Annotated in this window: 15 protein-coding genes; 5 read left to right on the top strand and 10 right to left on the bottom strand. The window is 73.8% G+C overall.

Annotated elements, in window-relative coordinates; translation table 11 throughout:
• From DER29_RS10960 to DER29_RS10980, 5 genes are all read right to left on the bottom strand, one after another.
• Window positions 1-849 (bottom strand): hypothetical protein, encoded by an 849-nt coding sequence (locus DER29_RS10960; protein ID WP_121397251.1) that lies wholly within the window; start codon window positions 847-849, stop codon window positions 1-3.
• Window positions 842-1360: a SigE family RNA polymerase sigma factor gene (locus DER29_RS10965; RefSeq protein WP_121397252.1), complete on the bottom strand. Its 519-nt coding sequence runs from the start codon at window positions 1358-1360 to the stop codon at window positions 842-844. The genes DER29_RS10960 and DER29_RS10965 overlap by 8 nt, the downstream gene beginning before the upstream one ends.
• 59 nt (window positions 1361-1419) lie before the next feature.
• On the bottom strand, window positions 1420-2667 hold the full coding sequence (purD, locus tag DER29_RS10970) for a phosphoribosylamine--glycine ligase (protein WP_121397253.1): 1248 nt from the start codon (window positions 2665-2667) through the stop codon (window positions 1420-1422).
• 89 nt (window positions 2668-2756) lie between these two features.
• Complete coding sequence (locus DER29_RS10975) at window positions 2757-3683, bottom strand: type IV toxin-antitoxin system AbiEi family antitoxin domain-containing protein (RefSeq protein WP_121397254.1); 927 nt, start codon at window positions 3681-3683, stop codon at window positions 2757-2759.
• Between the two features lie 189 nt (window positions 3684-3872).
• Window positions 3873-5162, bottom strand: a complete 1290-nt coding sequence (locus DER29_RS10980) for an adenylosuccinate synthase (protein WP_121397255.1) — start codon at window positions 5160-5162, stop codon at window positions 3873-3875.
• A gap of 122 nt (window positions 5163-5284) precedes the next feature.
• Between DER29_RS10980 and DER29_RS10985 the strand changes: the two genes are divergently transcribed.
• Complete coding sequence (locus tag DER29_RS10985) at window positions 5285-6418, top strand: hypothetical protein (RefSeq protein WP_121397256.1); 1134 nt, start codon at window positions 5285-5287, stop codon at window positions 6416-6418.
• Between the two features lie 1648 nt (window positions 6419-8066).
• On the top strand, window positions 8067-9188 hold the full coding sequence (locus DER29_RS36230) for a MinD/ParA family protein (protein WP_370040059.1): 1122 nt from the start codon (window positions 8067-8069) through the stop codon (window positions 9186-9188).
• 138 nt (window positions 9189-9326) lie between these two features.
• Here the strand turns inward: DER29_RS36230 and DER29_RS10995 are convergent, their stop codons facing one another.
• Complete coding sequence (locus DER29_RS10995) at window positions 9327-9755, bottom strand: DUF3151 domain-containing protein (RefSeq protein ID WP_121397257.1); 429 nt, start codon at window positions 9753-9755, stop codon at window positions 9327-9329.
• Between the two features lie 346 nt (window positions 9756-10101).
• Between DER29_RS10995 and DER29_RS11000 the strand changes: the two genes are divergently transcribed.
• Window positions 10102-11358: an LOG family protein gene (locus DER29_RS11000; protein WP_370040060.1), complete on the top strand. Its 1257-nt coding sequence runs from the start codon at window positions 10102-10104 to the stop codon at window positions 11356-11358.
• Window positions 11359-11426: 68 nt separating this feature from the next.
• Here DER29_RS11000 and fbaA read toward each other — a convergent pair whose 3' ends face one another.
• Window positions 11427-12452: a class II fructose-bisphosphate aldolase gene (gene fbaA, locus DER29_RS11005; RefSeq protein ID WP_121397259.1), complete on the bottom strand. Its 1026-nt coding sequence runs from the start codon at window positions 12450-12452 to the stop codon at window positions 11427-11429.
• Between the two features lie 149 nt (window positions 12453-12601).
• Complete coding sequence (locus DER29_RS11010) at window positions 12602-12985, bottom strand: phage holin family protein (protein ID WP_121397260.1); 384 nt, start codon at window positions 12983-12985, stop codon at window positions 12602-12604.
• 128 nt (window positions 12986-13113) lie between these two features.
• Here DER29_RS11010 and DER29_RS11015 point away from each other — a divergent pair, with 128 nt between their 5' ends.
• Window positions 13114-13326: a hypothetical protein gene (locus DER29_RS11015; protein ID WP_121397261.1), complete on the top strand. Its 213-nt coding sequence runs from the start codon at window positions 13114-13116 to the stop codon at window positions 13324-13326.
• 54 nt (window positions 13327-13380) lie between these two features.
• On the opposite strand, the gene DER29_RS11020 is transcribed toward DER29_RS11015, so the two are convergent.
• Window positions 13381-14442 carry an LCP family protein gene (locus tag DER29_RS11020; protein WP_121397262.1) on the bottom strand — a complete coding sequence of 354 codons (1062 nt, stop codon included), beginning with the start codon at window positions 14440-14442 and terminating at the stop codon, window positions 13381-13383.
• On the bottom strand, window positions 14439-14924 hold the full coding sequence (locus DER29_RS11025) for a SigE family RNA polymerase sigma factor (protein WP_121397263.1): 486 nt from the start codon (window positions 14922-14924) through the stop codon (window positions 14439-14441). Before DER29_RS11025 ends, DER29_RS11020 begins: the two co-directional genes overlap by 4 nt.
• A 179-nt stretch (window positions 14925-15103) precedes the next feature.
• Between DER29_RS11025 and DER29_RS11030 the strand changes: the two genes are divergently transcribed.
• Window positions 15104-16663, top strand: coding sequence for an LPXTG cell wall anchor domain-containing protein (locus DER29_RS11030; protein ID WP_121397264.1), 1560 nt, complete (start codon window positions 15104-15106; stop codon window positions 16661-16663).
• Window positions 16664-16735: the final 72 nt, after the last annotated feature.

The raw sequence follows: 16735 nt of genomic DNA on the forward strand, positions 1-16735 counted from the left end.
TCAGGGATGGAGCGTCAGCCCGGGCGTGGTGGCGATGGCCGCCAACTGCGCCACGGTGAGCACCGGTGGTGGACCGAACCGGATCGTCGGCGTGGCGCCGTTCTCCCCGCCCTCGACGTGGTGGTTGTCCGTCGTCACCGTCACGGACGTGCCGTCCGCCCGTCGCACCTGCGCCCAGCGCTGCTCGAAGCCCTCGTCGCCCGGGGTGACCCTGCTGGTGGCGAGGGTGCCGCCGTCCGGCAGGCGGCTGCTCGTGCAGGTACGGGGGTCGGGGGCGGCGGCGCATCCTTCGGACGCGTCGACGGCCGTCGGGATCAACGACACCGTCACGTTGTCGGCCCGGCCGTTGCCGCGCAGCCGGGCGTGGGCGTAGTAGTGCCGGTGGCTCTTCTCGTAGGTGAACTGCACCGGGTCGCAGCCCGGGATCGTGCCGTGGACCGTCAGCCCCGCCGGCACGACGGCCGCCAGCGCCGGACGCAGCACGAGGGTCAGCCGGGCCACGCCGGCGTCGGGGCGTTCGGTCGGCCGGTCGCGCACCGTGTCGTACGACTGCTGGGGCGCCGGCGGTCCGCTCGGCTCCGGTTCCGCCACCGGGCAGAGCGCCGCGTCGGCGGACGGTGAGCCGTCACCGGTCGGCAGGGTGGGCCCACCCGGTCCGGCGGCCGGGCCGACGAGCAGCGCCGGTGTCAGCACGACCGCGGCGACCAGGGCGGCGACCCCGGTACCCGCCGTCGCCCACACCCGATGGCGGCGGCGCCGCCGGTCGTCGGCGATCAGCCGGTCCACGTCGATCCGGGTGGGCGGCGGCGACGCCACCGCGGTGCGCAGCTGCCGGGCGAGTTCATCCATCGGTGCGTGCCTCCTCGGCTCGGGCCGGCGCGCCCACGAGGCGGCTCCGCAGCGCCTCGATCGCGCGCGCCGACTGGCTCTTGACGGTGCCGGTGGTGCAGCCGAGTTCGCGGGCGGTCTCCTCCACGGACAGGTCGCAGAAGTAGCGCAGCACCAGGACCGCGCGACGGCGCGGCGGCAGCTCGGCCAGCAGGGCGAGGACGGTCAGCCGGTCGGCGGCGCCGTCGGTGGCGGAACGGACGTCGCCGTCGGGGACGTCGGCCCAGGCGGCCTCGCGTCGCCACGGCCGCCGTCGCTCGTCCAGCCAGACCCGCAGCAGGGTACGCCGGACGTACGCGTCGGGGCTGTCCATCCTGGACACCCGCCGCCAGTGCCGCAGCAGCTTGACCAGCGCCGTCGACACCAGGTCGTCGGCCGTGTGCCAGTCACCACAGAGCAGGTACGCCGTGCGGCGCAGCGGCTCCAGCCGCGCCCCGACGTACTCGCGGTAGCCCTCGATGTCGGCAGGCAATCCCGCCACCTCCTCGCCTCACCGCTCAAACGGAGGCGGGGCTGGGGGAGGTTGCCCGGTCAGCCCGGAATGCTGATCCGACCCTCGACGGCGGCGGAGGCGATGTCGGTGCGGTGGTGCGCCCCGGCCAGCTCCACGCCGGCCACCAGCGCGTACGCGGCGTCCCGGGCGGCGGGCAGGTCGGCACCGGCGGCGGTGGCGCAGAGGACCCGGCCACCGGCGGAGCGCAGCGACCCGTCGGCGTCCCGGCGGGTGCCGGCGTGGATGATCCCCGGCCCCTCGGCCCCGGTGATCACGTCGCCGGTGCGCGGGGCGGCCGGGTAGCCGTCGGCGGCGACCACCACCGTGACGGCGGCACCGTCGCGCCAACGCAGCGGCGGGTGCCCGGCCAGCGTGCCGGTCGCGGCGGCGTGCAGCAGCCCGGCCAGCGGGGTCTCCAGCAGCGCCAGCACCACCTGCGTCTCCGGGTCGCCGAAGCGGGCGTTGAACTCGATCACCCGGGGGCCCTCGGCGGTGATCGCCAGCCCGACGTAGAGCAGGCCCGCGAACGGGGTGCCCCGACGGGCCATCTCCGCCAGGGTCGGGTGGACGACGTCGCGCATGACCTCGTCGACCAGGCCGGACGGCGCCCAGGGCAACGGCGCGTACGCCCCCATGCCGCCGGTGTTCGGGCCGGTGTCGCCGTCGCCGACCCGCTTGAAGTCCTGCGCGGGCAGCAGCGGCACCGCCGCCTCGCCGTCGGTGACCACGAAGAGGGAGACCTCCGGGCCGGCCAGGTACTCCTCGACGACGACCCGACCGCACTCCTCGGCGTGCCGCAGCGCGACGGCGCGGTCGTCGGTCACCACGACGCCCTTGCCGGCGGCGAGCCCGTCGTTCTTCACCACGTACGGCGCGCCGAACTCGTCCAGCGCCCTGCCGGTGCTCTCCGCGTCCGTGCAGGTGTACGCGCGGGCGGTCGGTACGCCGGCGGCGGTCATCACGTCCTTGGCGAACGTCTTCGAGCCCTCCAGCCGGGCCGCCTCGGCGGACGGCCCGAACGCGGGGATCCCCTTGGCGCGTACGGCGTCGGCGACCCCGGCCACCAGCGGCGCCTCCGGCCCGATCACCACCAGGTCGGCCCCGGTCTCCACCGCCAGCGCGGCGACGGCCGCCGGATCGCAGGCATCCACCGCCCGCAACGAGGCGAGCGAAGCGATCCCGGGATTACCGGGCGCCGCGACCAACTGCTCGACGGCCGGATCCGCAGCCAACCCGAGCGCGAGCGCATGCTCCCGCCCCCCACCACCAAGAAGAAGAACCCGCACGCCCGCATCCTACTGACCCCCTCCCCAAGCCCCGTTGATCAAGAAGTTTGCGTCCCATTTTCGGCCCGGGACGGGTCAGAACCTCTTGATCAGCCATCCGGGCTGGAACGGAGCGCTGCCTTGACCGTGTGGGGGATGTAGTCGGGACGCAATGTGTCGGCCCAGGTGAAGCGAAGGATTCGCCAGCCGGCGTTGACCAGCCGGTTCTGCCGCGTACGGTCCTCGAAGACTGCCTGGGGCGTGCGATGGGGAGCCTGCCCGTCCGCCTCGGCGATCACCCGCGCCGCTCGCCAGCCGAGGTCGCCGACGCCGAGCAGACAACCGTCCCGGTCACGCACCTCCAACTGGAGTACGTCGGGCGGCACGCCGCCGTCGACACACCGCAGCCTGGTGCGGGTCTCCAGCGGGGACTGCGCCCGCCCGTCCGCCTCCGCGAGGTGACGCCGGGCCGCGACGGCTCCCCTACGGCCCACGAGAAGGGACGGGATCCGGGCCAGGTCGGACTCGGTGACGACCTGCCGGTTCAGCGCGGAATCGAGTACGCACACCGCCGAGTAGCGGTCCACGCGGAGGATGACATCGGCGACCGTACGCAGTGGGGTGGTCACGGGCATCCCGGCGACCACACCGACGGTGCCCGGACCGATGGTGAGCTGGTGCACCACGACATCAGGGTCGGTGAGCCGCTGCGGTCGTGGCCGGTTAGCCGGCAGCGACACGTGGATGGCGGATGCCGGACGGAGCCCGGCGATCCGATGCAGCTCGGCTGCGGTGTCGAGAACGACGACCGAGCCCGGCCCCAGGCTGGTGATAACAGCCCGGATGCGGGCTCTACGCAGCGCGGCAGGGCTCAACTCGGGGGCCGGCACGAAGCAACCCCTCGCCACCCGGATCCAACGCCCCGAGCGGCACAGGTACCGGATCTGGCTCCGACTGAAGCCGGCGGACAGTGCCTGTGCGGCCGTCACCACCCCATTCTGGCGGCCAGCGATACGGCGGAGGACATCGACACTCACCCCACCACGATGACGAGCCGTCCACGCCTCGCACCGCCCCTGTGGACAGCCCCGCCCTCCTGTGGATAACCCGATCTCCCGGTGGAACCTCGACGCCGCGCTCGTCCGATCAAGAAGTTTGCGTCCGGATCCGGGCCGGGTCAGGACGCAAACTTCATGATCACCGCGCAGAGTCCCCGGGATGGGGGGTTAGGGGAGGAGGGGGTGGCGGAGGACGTTTTCTTCGCGGCCCGGGCCTACGCCCACCACGCTGACGCGGGTGCCGCAGAGTTCCTCGATGCGGGCGATGTAGCGGCGGGCGTTCTCCGGGAGCTCGTCCTCGGTGCGCGCCTTGGTGATGTCCTCCCACCAGCCGTCGAGCTCCTCGTAGATCGGAGTCGCGTGGTGGAAGTCGGTCTGGGTCATCGGCATGTCGTCGAAGCGCTCGCCGTTGATCTCGTACCCGACGCAGATCGGCACCTTCGGCAGGCCGGTGAGCACGTCCAGCTTGGTGACCACCAGGTCGGTGACCCCGTTGAGGCGGCAGGCGTAGCGGGCGACGACGGCGTCGAACCAGCCGCAGCGGCGCTCCCGGCCGGTGGTGGTGCCGTACTCGTGGCCGATCTTGCGCAGGTGCTGCCCGTTGTCGTCGAAGAGCTCCGTCGGGAACGGCCCGGAGCCGACCCGCGTCGTGTACGCCTTGCTGACCGCGATCACCTTGCTGATCGCCGTCGGCGGGATGCCGGCGCCCACGCAGGCCCCGCCGGCCGTCGGGTTCGACGAGGTCACGAAGGGGTACGTGCCGTGGTCCATGTCGAGCATGGTGGCCTGGGCGCCCTCCAGCAGGACGGTCTCGCCGCGGTCCAGCGCGTCCCAGAGCATGACCCGGGTCTCGGCGATGTACGGCTTGAGCCGCTCCGCGTACCGCAGGTATTCCTCGACGGTCTCTTCGACGTCGATCGCCTTGCGGTTGTAGATCTTGAACAGGAGCTGGTTCTTCTCGCGCAGCGCCAGTTCCAGCTTCTTGCGCAGGATGCCCGGGTCGAGCAGGTCCTGCAGCCGGATGCCCATCCGGGCGACCTTGTCCCCGTACGCGGGGCCGATGCCCCGGCCGGTGGTGCCGATGCGGGAGCTGCCGAGGTAGCGCTCGACGACCCGGTCGAGGGCCCGGTGGTGCGGCATGATCAGGTGCGCGTCGCCGGAGATCCGCAGGCGACTGACGTCGACCCCGCGCTCGGCGAGCCCGTCGATCTCGGCCAGCAGCACCTTCGGGTCGACCACCACGCCGTTGCCGATGACGATCATCGCGCTCGGGGAGAGCGCCCCCGACGGCATCAGGTGCAGCGCGTACTTCTGGCCGTCCGGCGTGATCACCGTGTGGCCGGCGTTGTTGCCGCCGGAGTAGCGCACGACGTAGTCGACCCGCCCACCCAGCAGGTCGGTAACCTTGCCCTTGCCCTCGTCGCCCCACTGGGCACCGAGGAGCACGATCGCTGGCATCTCTTCGCCTCCAGAAGGCTCGGGTGCCAGGTGGCGACCGGTCAGCGAGCCCGGGGTGTCAGGCTAACAAGTAGTGGCGGCGCGGCCGGCAGGGGTCGCGTCGAGAGGCAGGAGGCCTTTCCGTGTACGACGTGGTGCTGCTCACCCTCGGCTCGGAGCGCGACGCGCCCGGCGGGGCCTGCGGCAGCGGCGGCTGCTGCGGCGCGGCGCCTCAGGACGGGGCCGGCCCGACCGACAACGCGAAGGACGGGGCCGGCCCGACCGACAGCGCGAAGGACAGGGCTGGCGCGACCGACAGCGCGACGGCCGACGCCTGCGCGACCGGCGGTGCAACGGCCGACGTCTGCGCCCCCGCCGACGGCGCGACGGCCGACGGGCGCTGCGACACCCCGCGGGTGCCGGTGCTGGCCTGCGCAGAGGCGCTCACCGCCCGGGGTGCCCGGGTCGAGACGGTCACCGCCCGCTCCGACGCCGAGATCGACGAGGTGCTGACCCGGTTCGACGGCCCGCCCCGCCCGGACGGCCTGACCTGGCCCGATCCGGACTCCAAGACCCGACTCGTGGTCGCCTCGGCCAGTGACGCCCAGTTGCGCGCCGTCGTGCGCCGGCTCGTCCGGCGGTACGCCCCACCGCCCAGCCGCCGCCCCGACGACCTGCCCGGCAACCGGACGGTGCCGGACCTGCCGCCGATCGGCGTACTCCCGCTCGATCCGGCGCGGAGCACGACGCACCGTGACCTGGCGGCGCAGCTCGGGCTGCCCCGTGACCCGGCGGCGGTGGCCGCCGCGGTGCTGGACGGCAGGCCCCGTCGGCTGGACCTGCTGCGCAACGACGGCGGCTCGGTGACCCTGGACGGCGCGCTCCTCGGCGCCGCCGACGACAGCGGCCGGCCGCTGCACTGGCGCGGTCGGGTGGAGGTGGACGACGCCGTGCTCTCGAACGGCGACGATCCGCTGCTGGCCTGCGCGATCGGCAACGCGGGCGGGTACGCCCGGCTCGACGACGTGGCCCTGCTCGGCGACCCGGATCCGACGGACGGGCTGGTCGAGGTGGCGGTCGCCGTTCCCGTGGTGACCCGCTCGGCGTTGGGCAGGAAGCGGGTGCGGCTGGAGGTACGACGCGCCCGGGGACGCGCCGTGGCCGTGCTGCCCCGCGAGGGGAAGGTCCCGTTCCTCGACGACGGGGCCGAGGGCGAGCTGAGCCGGAAGCGGTCGTGGTGGACCGAACCGGGCGCCTGGGCGGTCTGGGCGAGCTGACCTCGACGTCCCCGACGCGACCGACGCGGCCGGCCCGCGACGGCCGACCCGACGCGGCCCCTGGGCCTATCCTCGGCAGGAGGAATGGGGAGGAACCGTGGTGGACGAGAACGTCGACCGGGTCCACGTGCCCGGCCAGCAGCCGATTCCGGAGCGGGACATCGAACCACTCTGGCCGCCGGAGCAGATCGACGGCACCGACACGCCGCCCTGGGCGTCTACCGCCGCGCCCCCGTCCGCCGTCCCGCCCCAGGGCCGGCCGGGTCACCCGCCCTCGCCGGCCGACTACCCGTCCCTGAACGGCGGGGTGCCGCTCCCCGGCGCGGGAGCCACCGCCGCGCAGGGCGCGAACACCGGCTGGTCGCCCCCACCACCCGCGGTCCCGGGCCACCCGCCGGTCGCAGTCCCGGGACCTCCACCGGCCGTGGCCCCCGGGCCTCCGCCCGCCGCAGCCTCGGGCCACCCGCCGACCGCGGTCCCGGGCCACCCACCGACCTGGGCCTCTGCCCATCCAGCGGTCGGGACCTCGGGCCCTCCATCGGCCCCGGCGCCGGGATGGGGGCCGGACGCCTCGGCCTGGGCACCGCCGACACCCGCCGCGCAGGCCCCACCGGCCACCCCGAACGCCCCCACGGGCCCGACGGTCCCGCCGGGCCCGAGCCCGAGTCCGGGTCTTGGCGCGGCCGGCCCACCCGCCCCCGGCCCTGCCGGCGACCGCACGGCAGTCGGGATGGGCGGAAGTCCGTCGGTGGCCGCTGGAGGCGGCGTGCCCGCTCCCCGGGCTCCGCAGACCGGTCCCGCCCGGGTCGACCTCGACATGCCCTTCAGCCTCGACCAGCCGGCCGTACCCGTCCCGGTGACCTCCCCGCGCCCCTTGGCCACCGCCCGGACCGGCGCCGGTCCGGGCGAGCCGGCCCAGGGATTCGCCGGGCGGCAGGACGGTCCCTCGCCGTCCGCCGCGGCCGGTGCCTCCCCGGACTACCGGCCGTCGCCCCACGACACGGCGCCCTACCCCGGCGGATCCACCAGGGTCGACGGCCCGCACCGGGCCGGCGACGTCCCGACGGGCGGCAGGCCGACGACGGGCGGGGACGAGACCGGGGACCCGGCGAACGACGGCCCAACGAGCGGGAGTACCAGCCCGACGGATGGCGGTTCGGACGGGACGACGAATGGCAGTGCCGGCGAACCGACGGATGGCAGTGCCAGCGAACTGACGAATGACAGTGCCGGCGGCCCGACGGATGACAGTGCCGGCAAAGCGACGGATGGCAGTGCCGGTGACCCCGCGAACGGAGGTGCCGGCGGTTCCGCGAACGGGGGTGCCGGCGGCGGGGCGACGAGCGGCGGCCCGGTCAACGGCGGCGGGGCGCGGATGCCGGCTGAGTCGCCGTGGGCGCAGCCGCCGCAGCGACCCACCACGTCGGCGGCCGAGCCCGGACCGGGGTCCGGCGCGACCGGTCCCGCGCCCACACACCAGGGCGCCGCGCTCCGACAGGCTCTCCACCACCAGCAACCGGCCCAGCCGGGCCCGGTCGACCAGGGCATCCCCCCGCAGGGTCCGGCCGACCAGCGCCCGCTCCGGCAGGGCCCGCCCCAGTCGGGTGCGCCCCACGTCCCGTTCCCGCACGATTCGGAAGGGCGGGGCGTGCCGGTCGGGCCCGCGCCGGGGCCGTACCCGCCGCAGCAGGGCGGCCCGACGCCGCCCGGGCCGTACCCGCCCGGGTGGCATCCGCCGCCCTGGCAGCAGGCCGCCCCGGCTCCGCAGCAGGCGTACCAGCCGGCCGAGGGGGTCACGGCGGTGCCGCCGGCACAGCCCGACGCGAACTGGCATCCGGCGATCACCGACCCCCCGACGGCCGAGGATTTCGCCCGCCGCCGGCAGGTCCGGCCCGCCGACCCGGTGGCCACGATGGGCGTACGGGCGGTTGCCAACCGGATGGGGCTGCGGCTGCCGCCGGGGCGGCACGAGCAGGAGCTGCGGCGGGACATCGAGACGGTACGCCGCAACTTCGGCGGGCTGCGCCAGGTGACCGTGGTGAACCCAAAGGGCGGTGCCGGCAAGACGGTGGCCATCCTGCTGCTGGCGATGACGTTCGGCCAGAAGCGCGGCGGCTACGTGCTGGCCTGGGACAACAACGAGACCCAGGGCACCCTCGGGATGCGCGCCCAGCAGGACTTCCACTCCCGTACGGTGCGGGACATGCTGCGGGACCTGGGCCAGTTCCAGGGCGCGCACGGGCGGGTGGGCGACCTGTCGCAGTACGTCCGCTCGCAGGGCGAGGGGATGTTCGACGTCCTCGCCTCGGACGAGTCGGCCACGGGTGGCGAGATGCTCACCGCCGCCGCGTTCGCCGAGATCCGCGAGGTGGTCAGCCGGTTCTACAAGCTGATCTTCGTGGACACGGGCAACAACGTCCGGGCCCAGAACTGGCAGGCCGCGATGGACGCCACCGACCAGTTGGTGGTCACCATGTCGGCCCGCAACGACTCGGCGGAGACGGCCGCCCGGATGCTGGACCACCTGGAGCAGAGCGGCCGGCAGCGGCTGGTCCGGCAGGCGGTCACCGTGGTCTCCATGCCGCCGTCGCGCAAGGAGATCGACCTGCCGGCGATCCAGGAGCACTTCGCGGCCCGCACCCGGGCGGTGCTGCTCGCGCCGTACGAGCGCCTCATCGACACCGGCGAGCCGATCCGGTACGGAGGGCTCTCCGCGGCCACCCGGGACGCCTGGCTGAAGATCGCCGCCGCCGTCGCCGAGGGGTTGTAGGGCGTCGCCGGTCTCCCCCGGTGACGCCGCCCGGCGTCCCGGCGGCGTCGCCAGGTGGACGACGTGCCGGGACCGCCGGGCACCGGACGGGCCGACGGCCGGGGCGGGACTGAGCCGCGCCGGCCGTCGGCCCCAACGTCAGTTGCTCGCCAGCGCGTCCGCGGCGGCCGGGTCGCAGTCGCGGAGGAACTGGGCGCAGCGGGCCGCCTCGTCCGACTCGCCGATCTCGTCGGCGGCCCGGGACAGCACGTAGAGGCAGCGCAGGAAGCCCTGGTTGGGCTCGTGCGACCAGGGCACCGGACCGAATCCCTTCCAGCCGCTGCGGCGCAGCTGGTCCAGGCCCCGGTGGTAGCCGGTGCGCGCGTAGGCGTACGCCGGGATGACCTGGCCGGCGGCGAGAGCCCGCGCGGCCAGCGCACCCCAGCCGGCGCTGTAGGTCGGGAAGCGCGCCGCCACCTCGGCGTGCGCCTCGTCGCTGCCGGCCTGCTCGGCGGCGGCCAGGGCGGCGTCGGCCTCGTCGTGCGCGGGGAGAAGGGTGGCCGGTGGTTCCGGCAACAGGTTCTGCATCGCCCCATTCAACCCGCTTCGCCCCGGGGCGCGCGAGGGGGTTGGGCGAGCCGACTGGCTGAACGGCTGAGGAGTTGGTCACGCCTGCGGCCCATGCCCCGGGCCGATGCTTTCGACTACAACTATTGGTCCGGAGCCTCCCCAGGACCCGGTACCGCGGAAGCCCGGTGGTCACGGCCGCCGGGCTCCCGTCGGTCCAGCGCAGGCCGGGCGACGCGCAGGCCGGGGTCCGACGCGGACCGGGGTCCGGTGACGCGCAGGTCGGGCGGCCTTCAGCGGCGGGGTCGCCGGTGCGCGCAGGTTTCCCAGGTTTGGCCGGTTGACCCGGCGGGGCAGGATGACCAGGGTGCCGACCCCACCTCCCGCGGACGTCATCGAGCCGCACACCTGCACCGACGAGATCGAGACCCGCGCCGAGTTCGACCGGCGGCTGACCACCGGCAGCCTCGTCGGGCTGACCGTGCAGGGGCTGCGGCTCGACCTCGACCCCGTCCCCGACCTCACCGCCGTCGAGGTGACCGGCACCCTCTTCGTGGGGTGCCGCTTCGCCTCCCGGGAGGTCGGCGCCGACCTGGTCCGGCGCGGCGCCAACGTGGTGCCGCCGTTCTCCGGGCTGCCCTACCCGACCCAGCCGTCCCACCTCTACACGCCGGAGGAGCTGTCCGCCGGCTTCGCGGAGGGCGGGTTCGCCGGGATGTACGACACCCGGGTCTACGAGCACTTCCGGGCGCACGGCGGGGCGTTGCCGGACGTCCGGGAGGCGCTCGGTCAGCGGCTGCACGACCACGGCGTGGACAACGCGCTGGCCGACGCCACCCGCGCCTGGCTGGCCACCCACGGGCCGCAGTCGGTGGTCGGCATCATGGGCGGGCACGCGGTGCCGCGCGGCAGTGCGCCGTACCGGATGGCGGCGGTGCTGGGCTGGGAGCTGGCCCGGGCCGACCGGCTGGTGGTGACCGGCGGCGGCCCCGGGGTGATGGAGGCCGCCAACCTCGGCGCCTACCTCGCGCTGCGGCCGATCGAGGATCTGGACGCCGCGATCGACCTGCTCGCCGGGGTGCCGGACTTCACCGACCACGACCGCTACACGGCGGCGGCGCTGCGGGTCCGGGAGCGCTACGGCCAGCCGGTGGTGCCGCCCCGGCCCCGGGCCGCCGATCCCGGCAGCGTGTCCCGCGCCGACTCGGCGGAGCTGGCGGGCGGCGACGTGGACTGGGCGCGCGCGGGCGGGCTGGCCATCCCGACCTGGCTCTACGGGCACGAGCCGGCGAACCTCTTCGCCGGCCGGATCGCGAAGTACTTCTCCAACGCCATCCGCGAGGACACCATCCTGCGGCTGGCCCGGGGCGGGATCGTCTTCGCCCCCGGCCGGGCAGGCACGGTGCAGGAGGTGTTCCAGGCCGCCACCAAGACCTACTACTGCACCGACGGGGCCAGCGGCGCGTACGTCTTCCTGGACCGCGCCTACTGGACCCACGAGCTACCGGTGGAGTCGCTGCTGCGGCCGCTGCTGGCCGCCTCGCCGTACGGCGACGTGTCGTCCTCGGTGCACCTCACCGACGACGTCCACGAGGCCGTCCGGGTGCTCACCGCGACGCCCTGACGGCTGCGGACACGGCGACGGCCGGCCCCCGGGTTGGGAGCCGGCCGTCGGCGGTACGCGTCAGCGTGTCACTTGGCCAGCGTGGTGCCGGTCGAGCGCAGGTGCTCGCAGGCCTCCGCCACGCGGGCGGCCATGCCGGCCTCGGCGGCCTTGCCCCAGACCCGCGGGTCGTACAGCTTCTTGCTGCCGACCTCGCCGTCCACCTTGAGCACGCCGTCGTAGTTGCGGAACATGTGGTCCGCGACCGGCCGGGTGAAGGTGTACTGGGTGTCGGTGTCGATGTTCATCTTCACCACGCCGTAGTCCAGCGCCTCGCGGATCTCCGACAGCAGCGAGCCGGACCCGCCGTGGAAGACCAGGCTGAGCGGCTTCTCCTTGCCGTACTTGGCGCCGACCGCCTCCTGGATCTGGTTGAGGATCTCGGGGCGGAGCTTGACGTTGCCCGGCTTGTAGACGCCGTGCACGTTGCCGAAGGTCAGCGCCGCCATGTAGCGGCCCTTCTCGCCCAGGCCGAGCGCCTCCACCATGGCCAGGCCGTCCTCGACGGTGGTGTAGAGCTTGTCGTTGATGGCGTTCTCGACGCCGTCCTCCTCGCCGCCGACCACGCCGACCTCGATCTCGAGGACGATCTTGGCCTCGGCGGCCCGGTCGAGCAGCTCGGCCGCGATCTCCAGGTTCTCCGCCACGGGCACGGCCGAGCCGTCCCACATGTGCGACTGGAACAGCGGCTCCTGGCCGGCGGCCACCCGCTCCTTGGAGATCTGCATGAGCGGCCGGACGAACTTGTCCAGCTTCTCCTGCGGGCAGTGGTCGGTGTGCAGGGCGATGTTGACCGGGTACTTCTTGGCGACCTCGTGCGCGTACGCGGCGAACGCCACCGCGCCGGTGACCATGTCCTTCACGGAGGAGCCGGAGAGGTACTCCGCGCCACCGGTCGAGACCTGGATGATGCCGTCGCTCTCCGCGTCGGCGAAGCCCTTCAGCGCCGCGTTCAGGGTCTGCGAGGACGTCACGTTGATCGCGGGGTACGCGTACCGGCCGGCCTTGGCGCGGTCCAGCATCTCCGCGTAGGTCTCGGGGGAAGCGATGGGCATGTCGAACGCTCCTTACTTACCGCTCTCGGCCGTCACCGGCCGCTGTTGTCCCTGGGTGCGCCGGACCGCGCTGTCCACCGTCGGCAGTATCCCGTAGAAGGCCGGGGCCGGCACAACCGACCCGGCACGCGCCCGGTTCCTGGCACCGCTCACCGCCCCTCCCACCTGTCGGGCACGACGACGCTGATCAGCCAGGTCGCCACGGCCATCACGATGGCGCCCCAGAACGCGGCCCAGAAACCGTCCACGTGGAACGGCAGGTCCAGCGCCCGGGCGATCCGGTCGGTCAGCAGGAACAGCAGGGCGTTGACCACCAGCGCGAACAGGCCGAGGGTGAGCAGGTAGAACACGCAGCCGAACACCCTGATCAGCGGCTTGAGCACCGCGTTCACCACGCCGAAGATCAGGGCCACGACGACGAGCGTGACAGCGGTGGTGGTGCCGGAGCGGCCGCTCACCTCCACCCCGGGCACGATCAGCGTGGTGATCCACAGCGCGACGGCGGTGATCGCCAACCGGATCAGGAAGCCCACCGTCCCATCCTGGCACCGGGGGCGGCGGCCGGTGGGGCGATTCGGTCGACTCGGCTTCCGAGCGGCGGGCGGGCGCAGCCCGTACGGTGTGTGGGGAACTGTCCGCTGAGATCCCGGGAGGGACTGATATGGGTCAGCCCGAAGAGGACTTCGCACCCAGCGACCACCTCAGCCCCGAGGAACGCGACATGGAGGCGGAGCCGGCCGACGCGGTCGAGCAGGCCGCCGCGATCGACCCCGGCGACGCCGACACCGAGCCGCGCCGTGGCCTGGAGGTCGACGACTGGGACGCGATGGAGCAGGCGCGGGTGGTCGGTGCCGACGAGGAGGACTACCGCTGAGCCGCACGCGGGCCGGCCGCCACCGGACGATGCCGGTGGTGGCCGGCCCGCGCGTCAGCGGGTGCGGTTGACCTGATCCGGATGCTGCGCCACCCACTGCGCCAGCCGGTCCTCCCGCAGGGCGGCCAGGAACGCGGGGGCTTCCTCCGGGTCCGGTGACAGCCGCCAGCCGAGGTCGTCCGGCGGCCCGACCGGGAGACTGAGCCCGACCGGATCGACGGACCCCAGATCCGGAAGCACCTTCAGCAGATCCACAAGTGGCAGGTCCTCACCGCCCACAACCAGGTTCGCACCGACGATGTCGGCTAGGGCGAGGATCCTGACCGGGTTGGTCAGCACCCCCTGCTCGCCGGCCCGGCGGATCAGCCCGGCGGCGAAGAGCTGCGCGTGCCGGTCCCGGTCGAGCCCGCCCTCGGGCAGTCCCCGCCGCTGCCGCAGCAGGTCGACCGAGGCGGCGCCGTCGAGCCGCTGGCAGCCGCCCGGGAAGACCCGCTTCGTGTGCAAGGAGCGCACCTCGCGCGGCAGGCAGACCTCCACACCGTCGACCTCGTCGGTGAGCCGGCGCAGCACCGGGTAGGTGAGCATCGCGCCGGCGTCCACGCGTACGCCGGTCAGGTCGGCGACCACCCGGCGGGTCAGGTCGTAGCCGCGCTTCAGGTCGGGCCGGGGCTCGCCGGCGCCGTGCAGGAAGGCGGCGTTGAGCTTGTCGGTCCCGTGCCCGGGGATCGGCACCGCCAGGTCGCGGGGCAGCGAGATGAGGTACGGCCGGCTGCGGTCCGCCGGGATGTGCACCAGCAGGACGGAGTCCGCCAGCCGGTAGGGACGCTCCGCCGCACCGTCCACGCCGAGCAGCAGGATGTTCAGCGCGTCCGTCGGCGCCGGTCCGGCGGGCTCGGCGAGCAGGGTGGCGTCCTCGGCGACCCGGTCGGGCGTGAGCTGGGGTACTCCGATCCCGAGCACGCCGAGCAGGGCCAGCGCGGCGCCGCCGGCCCGCAGCCGCAGCCGGCGACGGCGACGGGCAGCCGCGAGCCGGTCGATGGCGGAGCGCAGCGGGCCGGCGGGCGGGGTCAGGGTCTCGTGCCGGGCGAAGGCGGCCCGCAGTTCGTCCTCGATCATGAGCATGCCTCCACGTGTTCGGCGCGCAGCGTGGCCAGGGCGCGGGAGATGGACGAGCGGACCGTCCCGACGGCGCAGCCGAGGATGTCGGCGATCTCCGCGTCGGGCAGGTCCTCGTAGTAGCGCAGCACCAGCGTGGCCCGCTGCCGGCGCGGCAGCCGGGACAGCCAGGACCAGACCTGGTCCCGGTCGACGGCGTGCTGGGCGTGGTCGACCCGCACCGGCACCGCGTCGTCGGGCTCGGCGCGCAGCAGCACCCGACGCACCCAGGAGCCGCGCCGCCAGTCGACGTACTGGTTGGTCAGCATCCGGCGGACGTAACGCTCGGGCGAGTCGGCACGGGCCACCCGACGCCAGTTGAGCTGGACCCGGACCATGGTGTCCTGCACCAGGTCCTGCGCCTGGTGCGGGTCGCCGGTCAGCATGACCGCGTACCGCAGCAGCGCGGCCAGCCGCGAGTCGGCGAACTCCTCGTACGTCACTGCACCTCCCGGACTCCTGCTCCTGATGACGGAGGCGGGCGGCCGGAACGTTGCGGCGATCCTGGTCAGCCGTTCGGTCGATGTTTGCCCGCCGGAGGCCGACCGGGCAGCGGCGGCTCTTAAGGAATCCTTAAGATCCGCTGGCCACTCCTGGCATTCCCACGGGAGGAACCCCCCACATGCTCAAGCACTCCACTCGGCGCTGGCTGGCCGGGCTGGGCGTCGCAGGCGCGCTCGTCGCCGCCTCCGCCTCCCCGGCCGTCGCTGAAGAGCCCGGCGAAGAGTTTCTCCTCTACGCCAACAACGCGCTGGTCGCACCGGGCGGCGAGGCCAAGTCCGTCACCCTCTACGCGTACGCGGACATGCTGCCCGAGAGGCTGACCCTCACCGTCGACCGCGGCAAGGTCGACGGCTTCGCCAAGGTCGTCCTGGGAGACCGGACGCCGGGCTGCACGGAGGCGGGCCCGGTCATCACCTGCGCACTCAACGGCACCGACATCACCGACTACCTGATCAACCTGACCGTCACCGCCAAGGCTTCGGCCGAGCCCGGCGACAAGGGGGAGCTCGTCCTCAGCGTGGCGGCCAAGGGGATGCCCACCGCCACCGCACAATCCACTGTGGAAATCGGTGAGGGCGTCGACCTCAAGACCGAGCGCTCCCTGGAGCTCGTCGGTGCTCCCGGCGCGACGGTCAAGGCGCCGCTCACGGTGGCCAACGTCGGCGACCGGTCCGCCCGTGGTGCGGTGCTCCTCCTCGCCACGACCCCCGGCCTCGCTCCGGCTCGGCGACACTCGAACTGTTCCTACCTCTCGGAGTTCGGCAGCAACTTCGCCCAGTGCCACTTCGACGACGAACTCCCGCCGGGGGCCGCTTTCCAGCTCGACGACTCGTCCGCCCTGACGATCGCGTCCGACGTCTGGGCACCGGGCCGGCAGTACGGCCAGGCGATCTGGTTCGCCAAGGGCGACTGGGAGTCGTTCATCGCCGACTTCTCTGACGGGGACTGGGAGAAGGGCAGCGGAAACGCCCTGAAGCTGGTGCCGGCACCGGCGTCGCGGGCGCGCACGGTACAGCAGACCGACAAGGACACGACCAACAACGTCGTCGACATCGACGCCACCGTCACCGGCGACCAGCGCGCCGACGTCGCCGCCGCCGGCGCCCAGGTTGTCGGCGTGCCGGGCCAAACGGTCACCGCCAAGGTCGGCTTCGTCAACAACGGGCCCGCCGCGGTCAACTCGTATTCCCCCGACGAGCTCCTGACCGGCGCATTGGTCACCATTCCCGCCGGGGCCACCGTGGTGGACGCACCTGAGCAGTGCTCGCCGGGCACGGCCGAGGAGCCGACCGGGTCGTACGGCGAGCCGGGCGGCCGCGTCTACTTCTGTGAGTGGTTCGAGCTGCTTCGCAAGGGCGAGTCCGCCGTCTTCGAGTTCGGCCTCCAGATCGACACGGTGGGCGGCACGCCGGGATCTGTGCGGCTGCTGCACTTCGGCGCAGGCGAGCCGGGGAAGGTCGTCGACCTGAACAGCAGCAACGACACCGCTGCGCTGGTCGTCAAGGCGGCGACCGGCGGCGAGGGCGGCGGTGACGGCGACGGCGACGGTGACGGCGGCACCCTGCCGATCACCGGCGAGTCCACCGGCCTGATCGCGGGCATCGGCGGGCTGCTGCTCGTCGCCGGCGTCGGCGGCTACGTGGTGACCAAGCGCCGCAGGACGCGCTTCGTCGCCTGATCCACCCGCACCACCGGTGCCCCGCCGACCCCAGGCCGGCGGGGCACCGCCACGTCCACACCCGCCCATACA

The organism is Micromonospora sp. M71_S20 (genome assembly GCF_003664255.1).
Classification (GTDB): Bacteria; Actinomycetota; Actinomycetes; order Mycobacteriales; family Micromonosporaceae; genus Micromonospora.

Excerpts from the sequence above, each read along its gene's own strand:
- DER29_RS10960 (WP_121397251.1), bottom strand. The coding sequence starts at position 849 with ATGGATGAACTCGCCCGGCAGCTGCGCACCGCGGTGGCGTCGCCGCCG.
- DER29_RS10980 (WP_121397255.1), bottom strand. The coding sequence starts at position 5,162 with ATGCCAGCGATCGTGCTCCTCGGTGCCCAGTGGGGCGACGAGGGCAAG.
- DER29_RS10995 (WP_121397257.1), bottom strand. The coding sequence starts at position 9,755 with ATGCAGAACCTGTTGCCGGAACCACCGGCCACCCTTCTCCCCGCGCAC.
- fbaA (WP_121397259.1), bottom strand. The coding sequence starts at position 12,452 with ATGCCCATCGCTTCCCCCGAGACCTACGCGGAGATGCTGGACCGCGCC.
- DER29_RS11015 (WP_121397261.1), top strand. The coding sequence starts at position 13,114 with ATGGGTCAGCCCGAAGAGGACTTCGCACCCAGCGACCACCTCAGCCCC.
- DER29_RS11020 (WP_121397262.1), bottom strand. The coding sequence starts at position 14,442 with ATGATCGAGGACGAACTGCGGGCCGCCTTCGCCCGGCACGAGACCCTG.
- DER29_RS11030 (WP_121397264.1), top strand. The coding sequence starts at position 15,104 with ATGCTCAAGCACTCCACTCGGCGCTGGCTGGCCGGGCTGGGCGTCGCA.